This is a genomic window from Chitinophaga pendula, from assembly GCF_020386615.1.
GTDB classification, from domain to species: domain Bacteria; phylum Bacteroidota; class Bacteroidia; order Chitinophagales; family Chitinophagaceae; genus Chitinophaga; species Chitinophaga pendula.
This window is the reverse complement of sequence record NZ_CP077769.1, coordinates 2,150,290-2,169,118: the sequence shown is the minus strand read 5'-3', so window position 1 is coordinate 2,169,118 and position 18,829 is coordinate 2,150,290. Positions and strand designations below refer to the sequence as shown.

Below are 18,829 nucleotides of genomic sequence, written 5' to 3'. Positions count from 1 at the left end.
AATAAAAATTAACAGGGCTTTACAGTCTAATGGTCTGTGCTGCGTCCGCGTCGGGGACGAAGCTGTGATCACTTACTTTTATATACCGTGCGAGTGCCTCTATCGTCGTGAATTTGAAGAACGTCTTTACCGGGATTTTGATACCGAATTCCTCCTGTACGGCAGCCACAAGGCGCATGAGTAGTAAGGAGTGCATCCCCAGTTCGAACAGGTGATCCTGTACCCCGACCTTTTCTAGTTCGAGCAAGCGGCAACAGATATCGGCCAGTTTTTGTTCTATCTCATTACCAGGCGGTACGTATGTAGCAGCCATAGCAGCGTGATGTTCTGGGCTGGGTAATGCTTTACGATCTACTTTACCGTTAGCAGACAGCGGGAGGCTTTCCAGTTCGATAAAAACATCAGGCACCATGTATTCCGGTAATTTTTCTTTCGCATAGGCGATGATGGCCCCTTTATCGAAGTCCCCTTCCGGTACGATATACCCTACGAGGTGTTTAGGTGCGTTGGCTACGCTCTCTGTATGCAGCGCGCGCGCCATTACCACTGCTTCTTTCACCTGCTCAGATTGGAGGAGTACATTTTCAATCTCGCCCAACTCGATACGGTAGCCACGGATCTTCACTTGTTCATCTATACGACCCAGGTACTCAATGTTGCCATCGGGTAACCAACGACCGAGGTCACCGGTGCGGTAGGTTCTATGAGCACTGTCAGTACTAAACTGATCACGGATAAATTTCTGTGCACTCAGTGCTGGGTTATTGAGGTAACCACGGGATACACCCACACCCGCTACGCAGATCTCACCAGGTACGCCTATAGGACATAACTCACCAGACGGGTCGAGAATATATATTCTCATGTTCTGGATGGGTTTACCCAAGGGAACATTACTACGGGAAGGCGTATTGTGCATGATATAGTGGGTAATATCATCGGACGCCTCTGTAGGACCGTATGCATTTACTACGGGTATGGTACCAAAGCTGGCGTGACTAAACCATTGTGCAAGCAGCTGTTGTGTTACGGCTTCTCCGGTTACCAGCAGGAATTGTAGTTGGGGTACTGCGATGTGTACATCTTCCTGCAGTAATGAAGATAAATAAGACGGTACCAGCTCAAGTATGGATACTTTATGTTGTGCTACCGAGCGAAGGAGTTCTACCGGGCGATAGATATGTTCCTCCGTGTACACTATTGTGCGACCACCGGTGAGCAGTGCAGCAAACATCTGCCATACGGAGATATCGAATGTATAGGTAGCAGTGTAGGCCAGTACTGTTTCCTCGTTCATCTTCAGGTCGTTGATCTTACAGTACAGGTGGTTAAGCATACCTCTGTGTTCGACCATTACGCCCTTAGGACGACCGGTGGAGCCGGAAGTATAGATCACATATGCCAATTGATGTGGTGTCGGCGGCATAGCAGGCGATTGTACGGGTAGTCCGGCCAGCAATTCAGCATCTTCATCAAGTGCCACGAATGTGATGCCGGCGCCTGTCGCATCAATCTTCTGTTTACCATAGCTGCTACCTATTACGAGAGCGGCATCAGTGTCTTCCAGTATATAGCGGAGGCGTTCAACCGGGTATTCAGGATCGACAGGTACGTAAGCACCACCGGCCTTAAGAATTCCCATGATGGCCACAATCATGTCTAGTGAGCGTTCTATACAAACAGGCACCAGCATATCAGCGCTCACACCTTGAATGCTGAGATGGTATGCCAATTGGTTGGCACGCTCATCTAGTTCTTTGTAAGTAAGGAATGTGTCATCCAATACCAGTGCTATTGCAGCAGGCGTACGGGCAGCTTGCGCTTCGAAGAGGTCAACGAAAGTGCTCTTGCTTGGATATGCTGTTTCCGTGTCGTTAAAGTCAATGAGCAGTTCATGTTTTTCGACAGGACTCAGCATTGGCAATACACCTATAGGGATAGCCGGTGATTTCACCACCGCACGAAGCAGGTATTCGAAGTGAGACATCATACGATTGATGGTCTCTTCACTGAACAAGTCAATGCTATACTCTGCATACCATTTAAGGCCTTCAGGACTTTCTTCCATGGAAATGGTCAAATCGAACTGCGTAGTAGTATGCACCATTTCCTCCTGCAGCAGTAGTACTTCTCCAAGGTCTATCACCGGTACTTCTGGTGTATTCTGCAATTCGAACATTACCTGGAACAGCGGATTTCTACCCAGGTCCCGATCTTTCACTACTGCTTCTACTACTTTTTCAAATGGTACTTCCTGGTGTTCATAAGCTCCAAGAGTAGTACGTTTTACCTGTTGAAGAAGCGAAATAAAGGACTGTTCGCGGTCTACGTTGCTACGCAGTGCGAGTGTGTTGACAAAGAAACCGATCAGCCCCTCTAGTTCCTCGCGTGTTCTACCGGCTATAGAGGTACCTACGCAGATATCTGCCTGCCCGGAATATCTATGTAACAATACTTTGAAAGTAGCGAGGAGGGTCATAAACAATGTAGTGCCCTGTTGTTGTGCCAGTTGTTGTACCTGGCGGAGCAATTCATTGTCTATAGAGAACCATTTCATAGCGCCTTTCGTGCTTTGCACTGGCGGACGTTGATAGTCTGTCGGCAGATTCAGTACTTCAGTACCTCCCAGCTGCTCTTTCCAATATTCCAGTTGTTTATCCAGTATGTCGCCTGCAAGCCAGCGCCGTTGCCAGATGGCATAGTCCGCATATTGCACCGGCAGTTGCTCCAATACAGGTTCGCGGCCGCTAGTACGGGCACGGTATCCTTCCATCAGTTCTTTAACAACCACTGATACAGACCACCCATCGGATGCAATGTGATGCATTACCAGTACAAGTATGTATTCGTCTGCGGACAAACGTATCAGATCAGCGCGCATCATATAATCATTGGCGAGATCGAACGGTGCATGTGTTAGTGAGGTAATATGAGATTGTAACGCAAACGGATCCTGGCTGTAGTGTTCGTTTTCTGTAACAGTCATCTTCCAGGCATTCTCAGTAAGTACACGCTGATAGGCGGCTCCCTGTTGGTGTTCCAACAAAGTGCGAAGCACTTCATGACGTTGTACAATGCTGTGCAATGCGTAATCCAGAGCCGATATATCCAGCTGACCTTTCAGTCGAAATACGGCCGGCATGTGATATTGTACGCTACCTTCCAGCTGATCGATAAACCAGAGTCGTTCCTGGCTGTAGGACAACGGTGTTCTGTCAGGACGTTCTTCTGCTACGATGGCAGGGAGTACGAGACCTTTTTTCTGGTCGGCAAGATATGCTGCCAGTTTGCCTACCGTCGGATAAATGAAGAAGTCTTTCACACTCAGTTCCACTTCGAGATCTTTACGCACGGCAGATACAACACGTGTGGCAAGAAGGGAGTGACCACCCAGTTCGAAGAAGTTGTCGTGCAATCCTACCCTTTCCACACTTAGGAGACGTTGCCAGATATCTGCTAATTTGATCTCCGTAGGGGTAGCAGGCGCTTCATAGTTGATAAGACGCTTACGTTCAATATCTTCCCAATCACTGAGGAATTTGCGATCAACTTTACCGTTGCTGGTAAGCGGAATGTATTGGAGTGCTACAAGTTCTGACGGCACCATGTATTCGGGCAGACGATCCAGGAGTTTGAGACGGAGGTCTTTCTGCAGATTAGCGCAAATATCCGGAAACAGCGGGATGTTAGTTTTATTGCCGGTCGGACGTTCGGCACCGCTGTAATATACCTGTTCAACAAATCCGGTGAACGGTGTACGCTCGAGGAGCAGGTTGATCTTCATGGGATCCTCATCCAGTAAGAAACGATATTTATAACCGGCAGCTTTGGCCTCTGCGAGGAGTTCATTTACTGCACGGGTGCCATGATCCGGCGTTACGAGGTAATCAGTGAGATCGCCCACAGTATTGACAGCAACTGGTTTGGTTTCCAGTACTTCTGCCAGAAGCCTTTCTCTCCAGAGACGTGGGTTAGGTACATCTTTCAGAGCGATACGATCATGACCTTTGCCTAATTGAGAGATGATGCCGTTCTTGTCAGCGATATCATCCCACAGGTGCCAGGCCGGATGCAGTACGGATTGTTCAGTGCCCACATAAATAACGGCAGTGTAACGGTACAAAGTAAGTTCATTGATAGCATCTCCCTGTTTCCACTGAATATCAATATGTGTGATCTCAGGGAAACGTTCCTGCAGTGCATAGAAGAAAGCTGGAGAGATACATAACTCCTCCTCTTTAGTCACCTCCTGGTCTACATTCCATTCGAACTCTTTGAGGCGGGTGCGGTCCTGTAGTTTAGCCAGTTGCAGGCGACCTTTGAAGGAAGGCAGCAGGCGCAGGTCCCTGATATCACCCATTATGATACGACCTTTACCTTTAAGCAAGCTGATACACTTTTCAACTACAGCGGTAAGGTATTGTTCGCCCGGGAAATATTGAACGATAGAGTTCAGTACGATGTGATCAATAGATTCATGTTCATCCAGTACCACCTCATGCGCGGCGCACAGTTTAAGGTCCGTATCAGGGTATTTTCGGCTGCCTTTGTTGATATATTGTTGTAACTGCCCCATTGATACTCTGGAGAAGTCAGTACCTATGTATTTCTGTATATGCTCTGCCAGCTGAAAGTAAATCAAACCCGTACCGCTACCGATCTCTAGTACCCGCTGCGGATTGCCGGATAGAATCAGCTGGCTGATATCATCAAGCCATTCTCTCATCTGTTCGGCAGGGATAGCGCTGGCACCGCCAGTGAAGCTATCATTCCAACCGGTGATATTGAATTCCTGATCCAGATCTTTTACTTCTTCTGCTTTGCTGTAGGCAGTCTCATATAGTTCATTCCAGGTCTCTACCTGCTGAAGGTATAATTCTGTTTCTTTCTGGCGAACAATGGTATGCTCAGGGATGAAGTAGCCTACCAGGCGTTTGCCGGTGCCCGCCTCTTTTACTACTACACAGTTGCTGGCTACTTCGTCAAGATTGTTGAGTACGCGTTCTATTTCTCCCGGCTCGATACGGAATCCGCGGATCTTCACCTGATCATCTATACGGCCGAGGTATTCCACGGTACCATCAGGCAGCCAACGGGCGCGGTCGCCTGTTTTATAAAGGCGGGCTCCTGGAATCTCGCTGAAAGGATCAACGATGAAGCGTTCAGCGGTGAGAGCATCCTGATGAAGGTAACCTCTGGATACACCAGCGCCACCCACATATAGTTCTCCCGGCACACCTACGGGCATAAGCTGGAGATCCGTATTCAATACATAAGCAGTACGGTTACCCAGCGGACGACCGATCGGGATACGCTCTCCTTCACGGAGATTACGGATATTATGTGTGAGGGAGAAGGTAGTGTTCTCCGTAGGACCATAACCATTGATTACGTCTATGTCCGGATGAGCCGCCTGGAATTTCAGAATATGCGTCTCAGATAGTTTCTCACCACCTGCCATTACCGCCTGTAGACCGTCAAAGATGGAAATATCATCGTCGATCAACTGATTGAACCAACTGGCAGTAAACCACATTTTGGTTACACCGCGCAGGCGGATCTCCTGCTTGAGGAGCACCTGGTCAAGCAGTTGCTTTTCAGGAAACAGCACCAGCTGGCCTCCGTTGAGCAACATACCCCAATATTCGATGGTCGTCGCATCAAAAGACGGAGATCCGGTAGAAAGTAATACATCTTCGGCGCTTAACGGTACGAAATTACCACCGGTAGCAAGGCTGGTTACGTTGCGGTGTGTCACCAACGTTCCTTTAGGCCGGCCGGTGGAACCGGATGTATAGATGACATACGCCAACGATTCAGGGGTGGTAGATGTAGCCAATGCTGTTGACGGCTGACCATTCTGCCAGTTGTCCCGATCAATGCAGATCAGTTCTACTTCCGGTCTAGCATCTTTCAGAATGTCTGCATGTTCCTGGTGTATCACGGCCACATCGCCACCAATATCCTGAAGCATATATGCAATACGATCTTTAGGATATCTCGGATCTACAGGAACGTAAGCACCGCCCGCTTTGAGGATACCCAGGATGCTTACCATCAGGTCGGTGGAGCGATCTACGCACATGGGTACCAGTACTTCTTCCTTCACACCTTTGGCGCGGAGGTAGTGTCCCAGCTGGTTGGCTTTTTCATTCAGCTGCCTGTAAGTCAGCTGCTCGCTGCCGAAGATCAGCGCCGGAGTGTCTGGTCTGCTCGCCACCTGTTCTTCGAACAAGGTCACGATGTTTTTGTCTGCCGGATAAGGCAGGGATGTATTATTGAAGGATAGTTTCAGTTGTTGTTCTTCTGCACTGCTTAACATATGCAATGAGCCTACTGATAATGCCGGTTCTTTTACGACTGATTTCAGCAATGCTACAAAGTGTTCGAACATGCGGGTGATGCTTTCTGCCTTGAAGAGATCCAGACAGTATTCAATCTCCACCTCAATATGATCAGGACGTTCCCTGATAGACCAGAAGAGGTCAAAGAGGCTGGTAGTGTGTTTCACCGGTTCGTGCACCATTACGACATCACCGATACGCAGTTCAGGAATAGGCGGTGTGTTCTGCAATGCGAACATTATCTGGAACAAAGGGTTCTTGCTGACATCCCGTTCTCCCATTACTGCTTCTACCACTTTTTCGAATGGCACTTCCTGGTGCTCGTACGCATCAAGGGTATTATTACGCACTTGTTGCAATAAGGACAGGAAGGATGGATGTCCGCTAAGATCACTGCGCAGTACCAGCGCATTTACGAAGAACCCTACCAGGGACTCTACCTCTACTTGCATCCTTCCCGCGATGGCGCCACCTACACAGATATCTTCCTGGCCGGTATAGCGGTACAACAGTATTTTGAATACTGACAGCAAGGTCATAAACAAGGTAGCACCCTGTTGCTGCGACAGCTGCTGCAATTCAGTTGCCAATTCCTGATCTATGGTAAAGGTGAGCAGCGCGCCGCGGGTGCTCTTCACAAGCGGGCGTTCGAAGTCAGTAGGTAGTTCCAGTAAAGTAGTTCCCTCTAGTTGTTTTTTCCAGTAAGCCAGCTTCTTGTCGAGCAACGCACCGGATAAGTATTTGCGTTGCCAGATGGAAAAATCGGCGTATTGAATGGGCAGTGGTTCGAGCACAGCTTCTCTGTTGCCTACATATGCACTATATAGTTCTATCAGTTCTCTAACGAGTACGGATAATGACCAACCATCGGAAACGATGTGGTGCATCATCAGGAGGAGCATGTGTTCCTCTTCCGACAGACGTATGAGGTAAGCACGTATCATATGATCTTTAGAAAGATCAAATGGTGTGTGGATCAGTTCAGACAGGAAGGCTTCGAGAGCATCCGGCTCGGCATATGCAGTCCCATCTACTGTGATCATCTCCCAGGTATCTTTTTCCAATATGCGTTGGAATACCGGTCCATCTTCCTGCTCCATAACACTCCTTAATACTTCGTGGCGGTTCACAATAGTTTGGATAGCGTATGCGAGGCCGGTTTCATCCAGTTTACCTTTGAGACGGAGCGGTGCCGGTACATGGTATTGTACACTACCTTCCAGCTGATCAATGAACCAGAGGCGTTCCTGGCTAAAAGATAGCGGAATACGGGACGGGCGTGGGCCGGCCTCGATGGCAGGCATCAGCAGGCTCTTGTCCTGTACCTGTAAGTACAAGGCGAGGCGCCCTATCGTCGGATAGAGGAAGAAATCCTTCACAGTCAGTTCCACGCCCAGTTCCTTACGTATTGCAGATACAACACGGATAGCGAGCAGCGAGTGACCGCCTATTTCGAAGAAGTTATCGCGTACACCTATACGATCTGCCCCCAGTAAGTTTTGCCAGATATTGGCCAACTGTTGTTCCATCACAGTAACAGGCAACTGGTAGTTGAGCAAGCTCTTTCGTTGCATGTCTTCACGCTGTAAGAGGAACTTACGGTCTACTTTACCATTGACAGTGAGCGGCAGATGCTGCAGGGCGGTGAAGTCTGCCGGGATCATATATTCCGGTAGTACGCCTTGCAGGTAGCGACGGATATCCTGCTGCAGGAGTTCGGCGATATCGCCGAAGAGCGGGATATTAGACGTTACGGGACTTACGATGCCCTGTTCTGAGAAGACATCTTCTATAAAGCCATCAAAAGGTACCTGTTCGAGGAGCAGGTTGATTTTGAGTGCATCTTCGTCTACGAGGCAGCGGATGTGGTATCCATTTGCCTCGGCGGCATCCAGCAGTTGTTGTACTGCGATGGTGTCTTCGTCCTGGTGGGTGATATATTCAGCGAGATCGCCTACTACGATGAGGGAAGGTTCTCTCAGTCCTTTTTCGAGCAGTCGTTCTCTCCAGATGCGAGGATTAGGCACATCTTTCAACGCGATGGTTGCCTTACGATGAGCTACCTGATCGAGCAGCTGGTTGCGATCTGTGATCTGATCCCAGTACTGCCATTCGGGGCGGAGTACGGGTTTGTGTACATTCACGTAGATCACCACGGTGTAGCGGTAGAGGGTGAGCTCGTTGATGTAATCCCCCTTTTTGAGTTGGATGTCTATATGTGTTACGTCGGGATAGAGGTCTCTGAGGTGATAGAAGTAAGCCGGTGTAAACAGCAGTTCTTCTTCTTTAAGGATCTCCTGGTCTACGCCCCAAGTGAATTCTTTTATGCTGGCGCGATCCTGGAATTTGGTCAGTTGGATACGGCTCTTGAATAATTTGAGGAGTCGTTGATCGCGGATATCTCCCAAGAGGAATTTACCTCCCTTGCTGAGCATGGGGATAGTTTTAGAGAAGATGTCGGACAGGTATTTTTCACCCGGGAAGTATTGTGCTACCGAGTTGATGACTACCATGTCGATCTCTTCGTCGGCTACCTGTTCTATTTCGTGTGCCCCTCCTACTTTGAGGACGGTCTTCGGATACTGGCGATCGCCAGATGCTATTTTCTTACGGATCTCTCCTACTGATACGGAGGAGAAGTCCATCCCTACATATTTCTGGAGATGATCTGCAAGGCGGTAGTATAGCAGCCCTGCACCACAACCCAGTTCGAGCAGTTGTGTTGGTTTTTCTGCCAATATTGCTTTTACAGATTCATCTAACCAGATGCGCATGTGTTCTTGCGGGAAGGCTTTGCCGGTGAAGCTATCATTCCAACCGGTGAGATTGAATTCTTTTTCGGATGCGGCTTCTTCCTGCGTTCTGGCGTACTCGGTTTCCCAGAGTTCGTGCCAGTTTTCGCGCTGTTGGTTATATAATTCTTCTTCTTTTCTTCTTACGGTTTGCTGATCGGGTACATAGAAGCTTACGAGGCGTTTGGTATCGCCGTTATCTTCTTTGGCGAGTACTACAGCCTGGTTTACTAGTTCACTCTGTTGGAGTACGCTTTCGATCTCACCCAGTTCTATACGGTATCCTCTTACTTTCACCTGATCGTCTATACGGCCAAGACACTCAATGGTACCATCGGGGAGCCATCGACCGAGGTCACCGGTGCGATACAGGCGTACGTTGCCTTCCTGGAATGGATCTATCAGGAATCTTTCGGCGGTGAGGGCGGGGCGTTTGAGGTAACCGCGGCCTACGCCTACCCCTGATACGCAAATCTCACCAGCTACGCCCACGGGGCAAAGTTGGGTGGATTGATCGAGGATGTAGATGCGAAGGTTCTGGATGGGTTTCCCTAAAGGCACGTTCTTTCTTGCCGGTGCATCATACATGAAGTAGTGGGTGATATCATCGGAGGCTTCGGTAGGGCCATAAGCGTTGACTACCGGGATAGCGCTATAGTCGCGGTGATTGAACCACTGAACCAATACGCGCTGGCTTACGGCCTCTCCTGTTACAAGGAGGTAGCGGAGGTGGTTTAGTTTTACGCCTGTTTCTTCCTGTAGTAAGGACGCCAGGTATGACGGTACCAGTTCAAGGATGGTTACTTTATCTCGGTCAATGTTATTGATCAGGGTTACCGGATCGAATATGAGATGTTCTGCATAGATGACCGTGCGACCACCGTGTAGCAGTGCAGCAAACATTTGCCATACAGAGATATCAAAGGTATATGCTGCGGTGTATGCCTGGATAGTAGTGCCATCCATTTTGAGATCGCGGATCTTGGCATACAGGTGATTGAGCATACCTGCGTGTTCTACCATGGCACCTTTAGGTTTGCCGGTAGAGCCGGAGGTATAGATTACGTATGCCAGGTTGGCCGGCTTAGGCAATTCCGGCAATGCGGTGGTAGGTTGTGAAGCGATCGCTTCGTTGGTATCGAGGAGTACGGAAGTTACGTTATCCAGTACGCCCGTTTTCTGACGGGCAACGCTGCTGGTTACTAGCCATTTGGCATCACTATCATCCAGCATGTAGCTAATACGATCTGCAGGATATTCCGGATCGATGGGGATGTATACGCCACCCGCCTTCATAATACCGAGGATACCGGCGATCATGTTAAGGGAGCGTTCGATACAGATGGGCACAAGAGTTTCCGATGTAACGCCCAGGTTGCGCAGGTGATGTGCGATCTGGTTGGAACGTTCTTCCAGCTGGCGGTATGTCAGCTTTATATCGTCGAATACGATGGCCGTTGCATCTGGTGTGCGGCTTGCCTGTATGCTGATCAGGTCGATGAAAGTGTACTGATCAGGGTATGGTTGCAGGTTATTATTGAAATCTACCAGTATCTGGTGTTTTTCTTCTTCTCTCAAGATGGAGAGGGAAGCGATGTTGCCCTCAGGTTGCTCGATGATACAACGCAGGAGGTGTTCGAAGTGTCCTACCATTCTTATGATGGTGGCTTCGCTGAAGAGGTCGATGCAGTATTCCACATAGCCCAGCAGGCCATCGTTGTCTTCCTGCAGGCAGAAGCTGAGGTCGAACAAGGAAGTGGTGTGTTCTACTTTTTCTTCTGTGAGACTGAGGTTACCCAATTTCAGTTCCGGTACGTCCGGGGTGTTGAACAATTCGAACATCACCTGGAAGAACGAAGTACGGCTCATATCACGCTCTTTCTCTACTGCTTCTACTATTCTTTCAAACGGTACATCCTGATGATCGTAAGCGTCTAGGGTATTTTGTTTTACCTGTTTGAGTAATCCGGCGAATGTAGGATTATCGCTCAGGTCACTTCGTAGGGCCAGGGTGTTGACGAAGAAGCCGATCAGCTCTTCTACTTCTTCGCTCATACGGCCGGCTATAGAGGTACCTACGCAGATATCATCCTGGCCACTGTAGCGGTAGAGTAATACTTTAAACGCGGCGAGCATGGTCATGAACAAGGAAGCGCCCTGTTGACCTGCGAGTTGCTGCAGTTGTTTATGCAGTTGTTTATCGAGGCGGAACCAGTGCATGGCACCTCTGGTGCTTTGTACTACCGGGCGCGCATAGTCAGTAGGCAGATTGAGCGGGGCAAGGCCGTTCATTTTCTCCTCCCAGTATGCTAGGCCGCGATCCCAGGTACCGGCGTCGAGGTGAGCTCTTTGCCAGATGGCGTAGTCGGCGTATTGTACTGCCAGTGGTTTCAGCTGAGGGGTACTACCGGTGAGGTGAGCGTTATAGAAAGCCATCAGCTCCTGTACTACTACCTGCAGGGACCAACCATCGGCTACGATGTGGTGGAGTAAGAGGAGGAGTACGGATTCCTGATCAGATATACGTACCAGATAGGCACGGAACAGGTGTTCTGTCGCCATGTTGAAAGGCTGGCGGATCAGTTCCATGAGATGTGCCTGCAAAGCAACGGGGTCGTTGGCGTATGCTGCACTATCAACTACATTGATTTCCCAGCCATCGGTACCGAGGATGTGCTGATATGGATGTCCACCATCCTGTTCTATTACGGTACGGAGTACTTCGTGGCGGTTTACGATCATGCGGAAGGCATAGCCCAGTGCATTGATGTCGGGAACGCCTTTCAGGCGGAGGATATGCGGTACGTGGTATTGTACGCTACCTTTCAGCTGATCGATGAACCAGAGGCGTTCCTGGCCGAATGACAAAGGAATGTGTGCCGGTCTTTCTACTGCTACCGGTAATGCGGACAGTTTTTCTACTACTACGGTTGTATTTTTCTTACCACTCTTATTGGGCAGCGGCAGGAAGCCTTCGCGTTGCAGTGTTTTGATGCTGTCTTTGATGGTGCTAGCGATGAAGGCAACATCTTCGTCGGAGTGGGCGGTGGAAAGGAAGCACGTTCTTCCCTCCCATACGTATACCCCTTTTTCGAGGAGGTGGTAGAAGAACAAGTCCATGTTCGTGTTGATCGCGAAGTAGAATAGCGAGCCGAAGTGATGTACCTGCATGGGCACTTCTTCCTGAGTGAAGAAGGTGCTGATATCATTTATGAAAGCGGCGGTGCGTGCATTCAGGCGTTCCTGTAATGCCGGCCCCTGTTGTTTGAGTTCTTTTAGCAGCGCCAGTGCAGAGGTGAGACTAAGCGGATGTTTACAGAATGTACCAGCAAAGAAGGTAGTGTCTGTCGCTGGATAGGAATTATCGCCATACTGCCAGTTACCACCATCAAGAGCATTCATGAAAGCAGCGCTGCCGGCGATGACACCAATGGGTAATCCACCACCGATGATCTTACCATAGGTAGCGATATCTGCGCGAACGCCGAAATGAGCCTGAGCACCTCCCGGATGAATACGGAAGCCGGTGATCATCTCATCGAAGATGAGGGCAATACCTGCTGCAGTAGTCATTTCGCGTAGTGCATGGAGTAATGCTTTAGGTTGATAGCCCGGCTTGCGGCTTTGTACGGGTTCTACCAGCACGGCAGCTAACTCATGAGCATGCTGTCCAATTTTGCTGACAACCTCCGGATCGGTATAATCAAATACGATCAGGTCTGTTACCATATTAGGCACTATACCGGGAGCCATCGGCACACCTGATCTGCGGCCGGTTTCCATATCTTCTGCTACTGCCAGCGTACCGTCGAAGTGACCATGATAAGAGCCGGCGAAGATCGCCACTTTATTTCTTCCGGTAACAGTACGAGCCAAACGGATAGCAGTCATTACAGCCTCCGTACCGGAGTTATGGAAGCTTACACGCTCCATACCCGTGAGTTCGGCGATGAGGGTCGCTACCTCTCCTGCCTGGCTGGTCTGTGGGCCTAGTTGATACCCGGTATCCAGCTGTTTTTGCAGCGCCGCAGTAACAGCGGGCGGACGGTGACCAAGCAAATTCACACCGAATCCCATTGCAATATCCACGTAAGAGTTACCATCAGCATCGATGATGCGGGAACCACTGGAAGATACCCCAATGATCGGGTAAAGTATTTCTTTAGTGGAGAAACGGAACCCAGCAGAAGCCCTGTTGTCAGCCAACACCGGACGGTACTGCTGTGTAAGTGCTTTGGATGACCGTGTCTTCTGTGTATAACGTTGGATAAATGATGCAAGGTAGTTTTCCTGTTCCGGAGTATATCCTGTTTGTACCGGCTTCGTTTCCATTTTTGGGAAAATGGATTTATGCTGTTTGGCACCATTCTGTGGAGCAGCCGTCAATTGGATACCATTGGTAGAAGGTATAGCTACCTGAGTGGCAGGTATTGCCGGAATAGACATAAGCGGCAGGGCCTGGCCGGTTCCTACTTGCTGGGATAACCACTGGAACTGCTGTGCCATGACATTGAATTGCTGATGTAACAGCTGGAAATGCCCCTGTATGCCTGATGCATCCACAGTCGTCATTGCTACCGGCGCTGTTGCGGTCCCCAGTTGTTGTGGCTGAGCGATTGCTACAACAGCAGGTGGCGCAGCCTGTGCCAGTATATAGCTGGCCATTAAGTGCAATGATGTCAGCTCTTCAAACAGCATGCGGATCGAGAAGTTCAATCCATAATGCTTTTCTACACGACGTACTGCACTGGCAAGTACGAGTGAGTCAGCACCAAGTTCGAAGAAGCGGGCATGTATGTTGATATCAGCCGGCTCCATTTTGAGAAGGCTACCGAATACGTTGGTCAGATAGTCAATGATATCCTGTAGCTGATGGCCGGCGGGAGCGGCTATCGGCGCTGTTACTACGTTGTTATTGGCCGGAACAGCAGCTGTAGTAACTATATGCGCTGTTGGTTCGGGTATCTCTATCCAGTGGCGTTGACGCTGAAAGGGATATACCGGCAGTTGCATACGGTGATAGGCACCTTGTGCGAAGAACTGAGGCCATTGTACCGGGAATCCTTTGACATATAATGACATCAGGCTGTACAACATCGTGCTCCAGGAAGACTGTCCTTGTTGCATGCTGGCAAGCAGTTGCTCTTCTTCATGTGGCACACTCAATTGAGCCATAGATAGGAGGCTAGGCTGTGGACCTAGCTCCATAAGCACCTGTCCTCCTAGTTCGCGGATGCTCTTAATACTCTTGGAGAAGAGCACAGGAGATAGTATATGACGGAGCCAATATTCTGGTGTGGCAATCTCGTTGTTGATCACATCACCGGTTACGTTGGATATGAGTTTGAGTTTAGGTGCCTGGAAGCTGATATCTTCCGCTATCTTGCGGAAAGCGTTTATCATGGGCTCCATCAGGGAAGAATGGAATGCGTGGGATACCGCCATTTCACGGCTACCTACGCCAGCTTCTTTGAGAGAGGCAGTCACTGCACTAAGAGCATCACGTTTGCCGGATATTACAGTCAGCTCCGGACCGTTGATAGCAGCAATCGCAACATCTTTGCCATAAGGGCGGATCATTTCGAGTACCAGCGCTTCAGCAGCAAAAACTACATACATAGCACCCGGCTCATTGAGCGCCTGCATGAGTAGCGCTCTTTCAGTGATCAGTTCAAGGCCATCTTCTAAGGTGAATACGCCTGCTACATATGCAGCAGCATATTCGCCTGCACTGTGGCCTGCAACAATGTTAGGTGAAACTCCCCATGACTTCCACAACTCTGCCAGGGCACATTCTACTGCAAAAAGTGCTGGCTGAGCAAAACCAGTTTCACGAAGCTGTTTACTAGCAATTGCCTGTTCCTGACGGTACAGTAAATCTACCAGCGAGAATGGCCACTTAGTTTTGAGATAAGCGTCGCAACGGTCTATTATAGCTTTGAACACGCTGCTGCTTTCGTACAGCTCCTTTCCCATCTGCCAGTATTGTGCACCCTGACCGGTGAACAACCATACGAGTTCTCCTCTTTGCTCCTGTATGACTCCTTCAAGGAGCGTTTTTTTCGTAGTACCGCCTGCGTAAGCCTGTAACATCTGATGTACGGCAGGGATAGTTGTTGCTTCGAAGGCTAACCTATAACGGAAAGCATCTCTTGTTACAGCCGCATTGTATGCGAGATCAGGTAGGTAAGGAGATTCTTCTCCCAGTACGCGGATATATTGTGCTACCAGTGCCTGTAAGGCCTGTGGTGATTTGGCGGATAATACGAATGGATAAGAAGGCCAGCTGTGCTGGCTGCCCGTTTTTTCTTTAGCAGGGGCAGCCTCTAAAATTACGTGTACGTTAGTACCACTTAAGCCGAACGCACTTACAGCAGCACGGCGAGTACCATTGTAGGCTGGCCATGGAGTAAGTTTGCTGGCTACTTTAATGTTGATATCTTTCCAGGGAATGAATCTATTCGGCTCGTCGAAGTGAAGACTGGCGGGGATAAGGCCATGTTGCAAACTCAGGATCGTCTTTATCAGGCCAGCTACACCAGCAGCGGCTTCAAGGTGACCGATATTACTTTTCAGCGCACCGACCAGTAGTGCCTGTTCCTGGTGCCGGCCTTTGCCATATACAGTATGCAGCGCCTGTACTTCTACCGGATCTCCCAGACGGGTTCCCGTACCATGTGTTTCTACATACTGAATATCCTGTCCTTTGAGACCGGCAGCAGACAATGCTTTCTCTACCAGTTGTTGCTGTGCTACACCGTTAGGAGCAGCAAGACCATTACTTTGTCCATCGTGATTAACGGCAGAACCGCTGATCACAGCGAGAATGTTATCACCGGCAGCTAATGCATCTGCATAACGTTTTAATACTACTACGCCAGCACCTTCTCCTCTTACATAACCATCCGCTTTGTCGTCAAAAGTCTTGCATTGACCGGTTGGTGAAAGGGCCTGCATGCGGCAAAGCTTCACAGTAGTATCCGGAGAGAGCATCAGGTTAACACCACCCGCAAGAGCGAGTGTACATTCGCCATTGAGCAGGCTTTGTGCAGCCAGGTGTACACTGAGCAAAGAAGAAGAGCAAGCGGTATCGAGCTGTACTACCGGACCATGAAAGTCAAGCAGATAAGCGATACGGCCGGCAGCCACGCTTCTTTCTATACCCAGTCCGCTGAATACATCTTCATAATGCTCCAGCCCTCTAGTTTGTTGAATAAGCAGTTGATAGTCGTCAGTTCCCATACCAATGAACACACCGCTTTCGCTTCCTCTCAGATTGCTAGGCGCAATGCCCGCATTTTCCAATGCTTCCCAGGTCACTTCAAGGAGTAATCGCTGTTGTGGATCCATTGCGGCAGCTTCTCTCGGTGAAATGCCAAAGAACAATGGATCAAACTGATCTGCATGGTTGATGAAACCACCACGAGTGGTATACATCTTACCGGTAGCCTGCGCATCCTGGTCGTAGTATGCAGCAGCATTCCATCTGTCAGCCGGTACTTCTGCAATGGCATTGCGACCTTCTGTAAGAAAAGACCAGAAGGAAGCGGGTGAGTTGACATTGCCCGGAAGGCGGCAGCCTACGCCAATAACAGCGATACGCTGATCATCTTTCAGCGGTATTGCAACTGGTGCAGATACAGACGGTGATTGATTCTCCACGGTTATGCTGCCTGACAAGTGTGTTGACAAGCTGCGAATCGTAGGGAAATTATACACAATAGTATTGTCTATAGGGGACTGCATAAATATCTCGAGATCAGCGGCCAACTGTACGGTTTGCATGGAAGTAAGGCCGTATTCGGAGAATGTTTTATCAGCAGCGAATTCTTCTGTGGTAGCCTGCACTCTTTGTTTGAGCCAGTGCTGCAGCCACTGGCGGATCACTTCCGGACTATGCACCGGTGTGTGATCATAGCCAGCTGCAGGTGAGGCAGCCTTCTTTTCAGCTGCAGGAGCGGCATTTGCTGTCAATGCCGCCATTTCACGTATTATTTCATCATAAGCACCGTTGATATACTCTTCGGTAAAGAAGTGTCGTCTTACTTTGCCGCTGGTTGTTTTAATTACTTTACGAATGGGGATTACCTGTCTTACTTCGAGCCCCATTTTTGTAGCCACATATTTTTTGATAGCGGACGCTAGAGGCATAAATTTCTCGACAGAAGTTTTATGTACGGCAAACACCACAATGGATTCCGAGCCGGTTTCTTCGTCGGGTACGCCACAGGCCACTACTTTACCACTTTCGATGCCCTCCATAGTTTCAAGGGTATGCTCAATATCGTGGGGGTATACGTTGGCACCGTTCAGGAAGATGATATCTTTCACACGGCCTACAACGTATATCTCGCCCTTGATGAGAAACCCGGTATCTCCGGTGTTCAGCCAGCCATCTTTGAAGAATACGGATTTAGTAGCCGTATCATTATTGTAATAGCGGGACATTACACTATTACCTTTGATACTGATGATGCCCATGTGACCTTCACTAAGCTCCTCTCCTTTCTCATTTTTGATCTGTACGTTCATGAGGTCAATCGGTGCTCCTACACAGGCTACTTCAAGGCTATCCTTTGCTCCTTTTTTGGTCTTTACGATCGGTTGACCCAGTACCAGGGAATCTCTTTGTACATTCACTGTTTTGAATGCGGTACCACAGCCGGGAAAGCTCACTTCCACAGTAGCCTCTGCCAGGCCATATACGGCTCTCAGCGCATGCTTATCTAATCCGTATGCAGCCATCCTTTCATTGAACTGACGGAATAGCGGTGCCGCAATAGGTTCTGCACCATTGAGGATGATACGGATACTGGAAAGGTCCAGGTTTTCACCTTTATCATCCGAAAACTGATTGAGGTAGTAGCGATAACCGAAATTGGGCGAGCAGGTAATAGTGGCTCTATGATCTGACGATTTCTGCATCCATAAAAGCGGATGTCTGACGAAGAGGTCAGTCGGCATAAGATAATGATTCACGCCACCGCCTACAGGATTGAGGTGGAACGCGATGAGACCCATATCGTGGGTCAGTGGCATCCAGCTGAAAAAACTGTCCTGGTCTTTCAGCTTAAACGCTTTGAGAGCCGGGTACACGTTGTCAACTAGATTACGGTGCTCGAGTACAACGCCTTTGGGATTACCGGTAGAGCCGGAAGAAAATTGAATAAAGGCGATCTGCTCCGGTTTAATTTCCGGAAGCAGACCGACTTTACCTTCGGGTTTTATTTCGTCAAGGAATAATACATGTTTGAAGTCCTGCATGCTACCTTTTTCTTCAGGTAGTTCCTGTTGACACAATTTCTCGTAGTGGGTTCTGCCGGTGAGCAGGAACGGACGCTCAAGAAACTGCACAATCTTAATCAGTTTGCGGGCATTTTCTGTATAATGTGTGATAGATACGGGCACAGGAATAACGCCGCCCAGTATACAAGCCCAGAAGAACTGAATGAAAGTTTTATTATCATCAACCTGGAATACCAGCTCATCACCAGGTTTCAGTCCTTTTTCCTGGAGGTATGCAAGCCAGGAAAGTGCATTTTGATACAGTTGGTGATAAGAAAGGAACTCTTCCCGTGTAGCGGACTGGATAAAAGTGATCCCTTTATCCTGCACATCTTTTAGCCGGGATAACATCCCTGCTAAAGTCTGCGGCTTCAATGTATTTTCCATGAGGTATTTAAGTGTTTAGGG

The 18,829-nt window shown here is 49.1% G+C and carries 1 protein-coding gene; it reads right to left on the bottom strand.

All coding sequences use genetic code 11. From position 1 onward, the window contains the following. Nucleotides 1-19: 19 nt before the first annotated feature. Nucleotides 20-18,808, bottom strand: coding sequence for a hybrid non-ribosomal peptide synthetase/type I polyketide synthase (locus KTO58_RS08170; RefSeq protein ID WP_095839854.1), 18,789 nt, complete (start codon nucleotides 18,806-18,808; stop codon nucleotides 20-22). Between the last annotated feature and the right edge of the window lie 21 nt (nucleotides 18,809-18,829).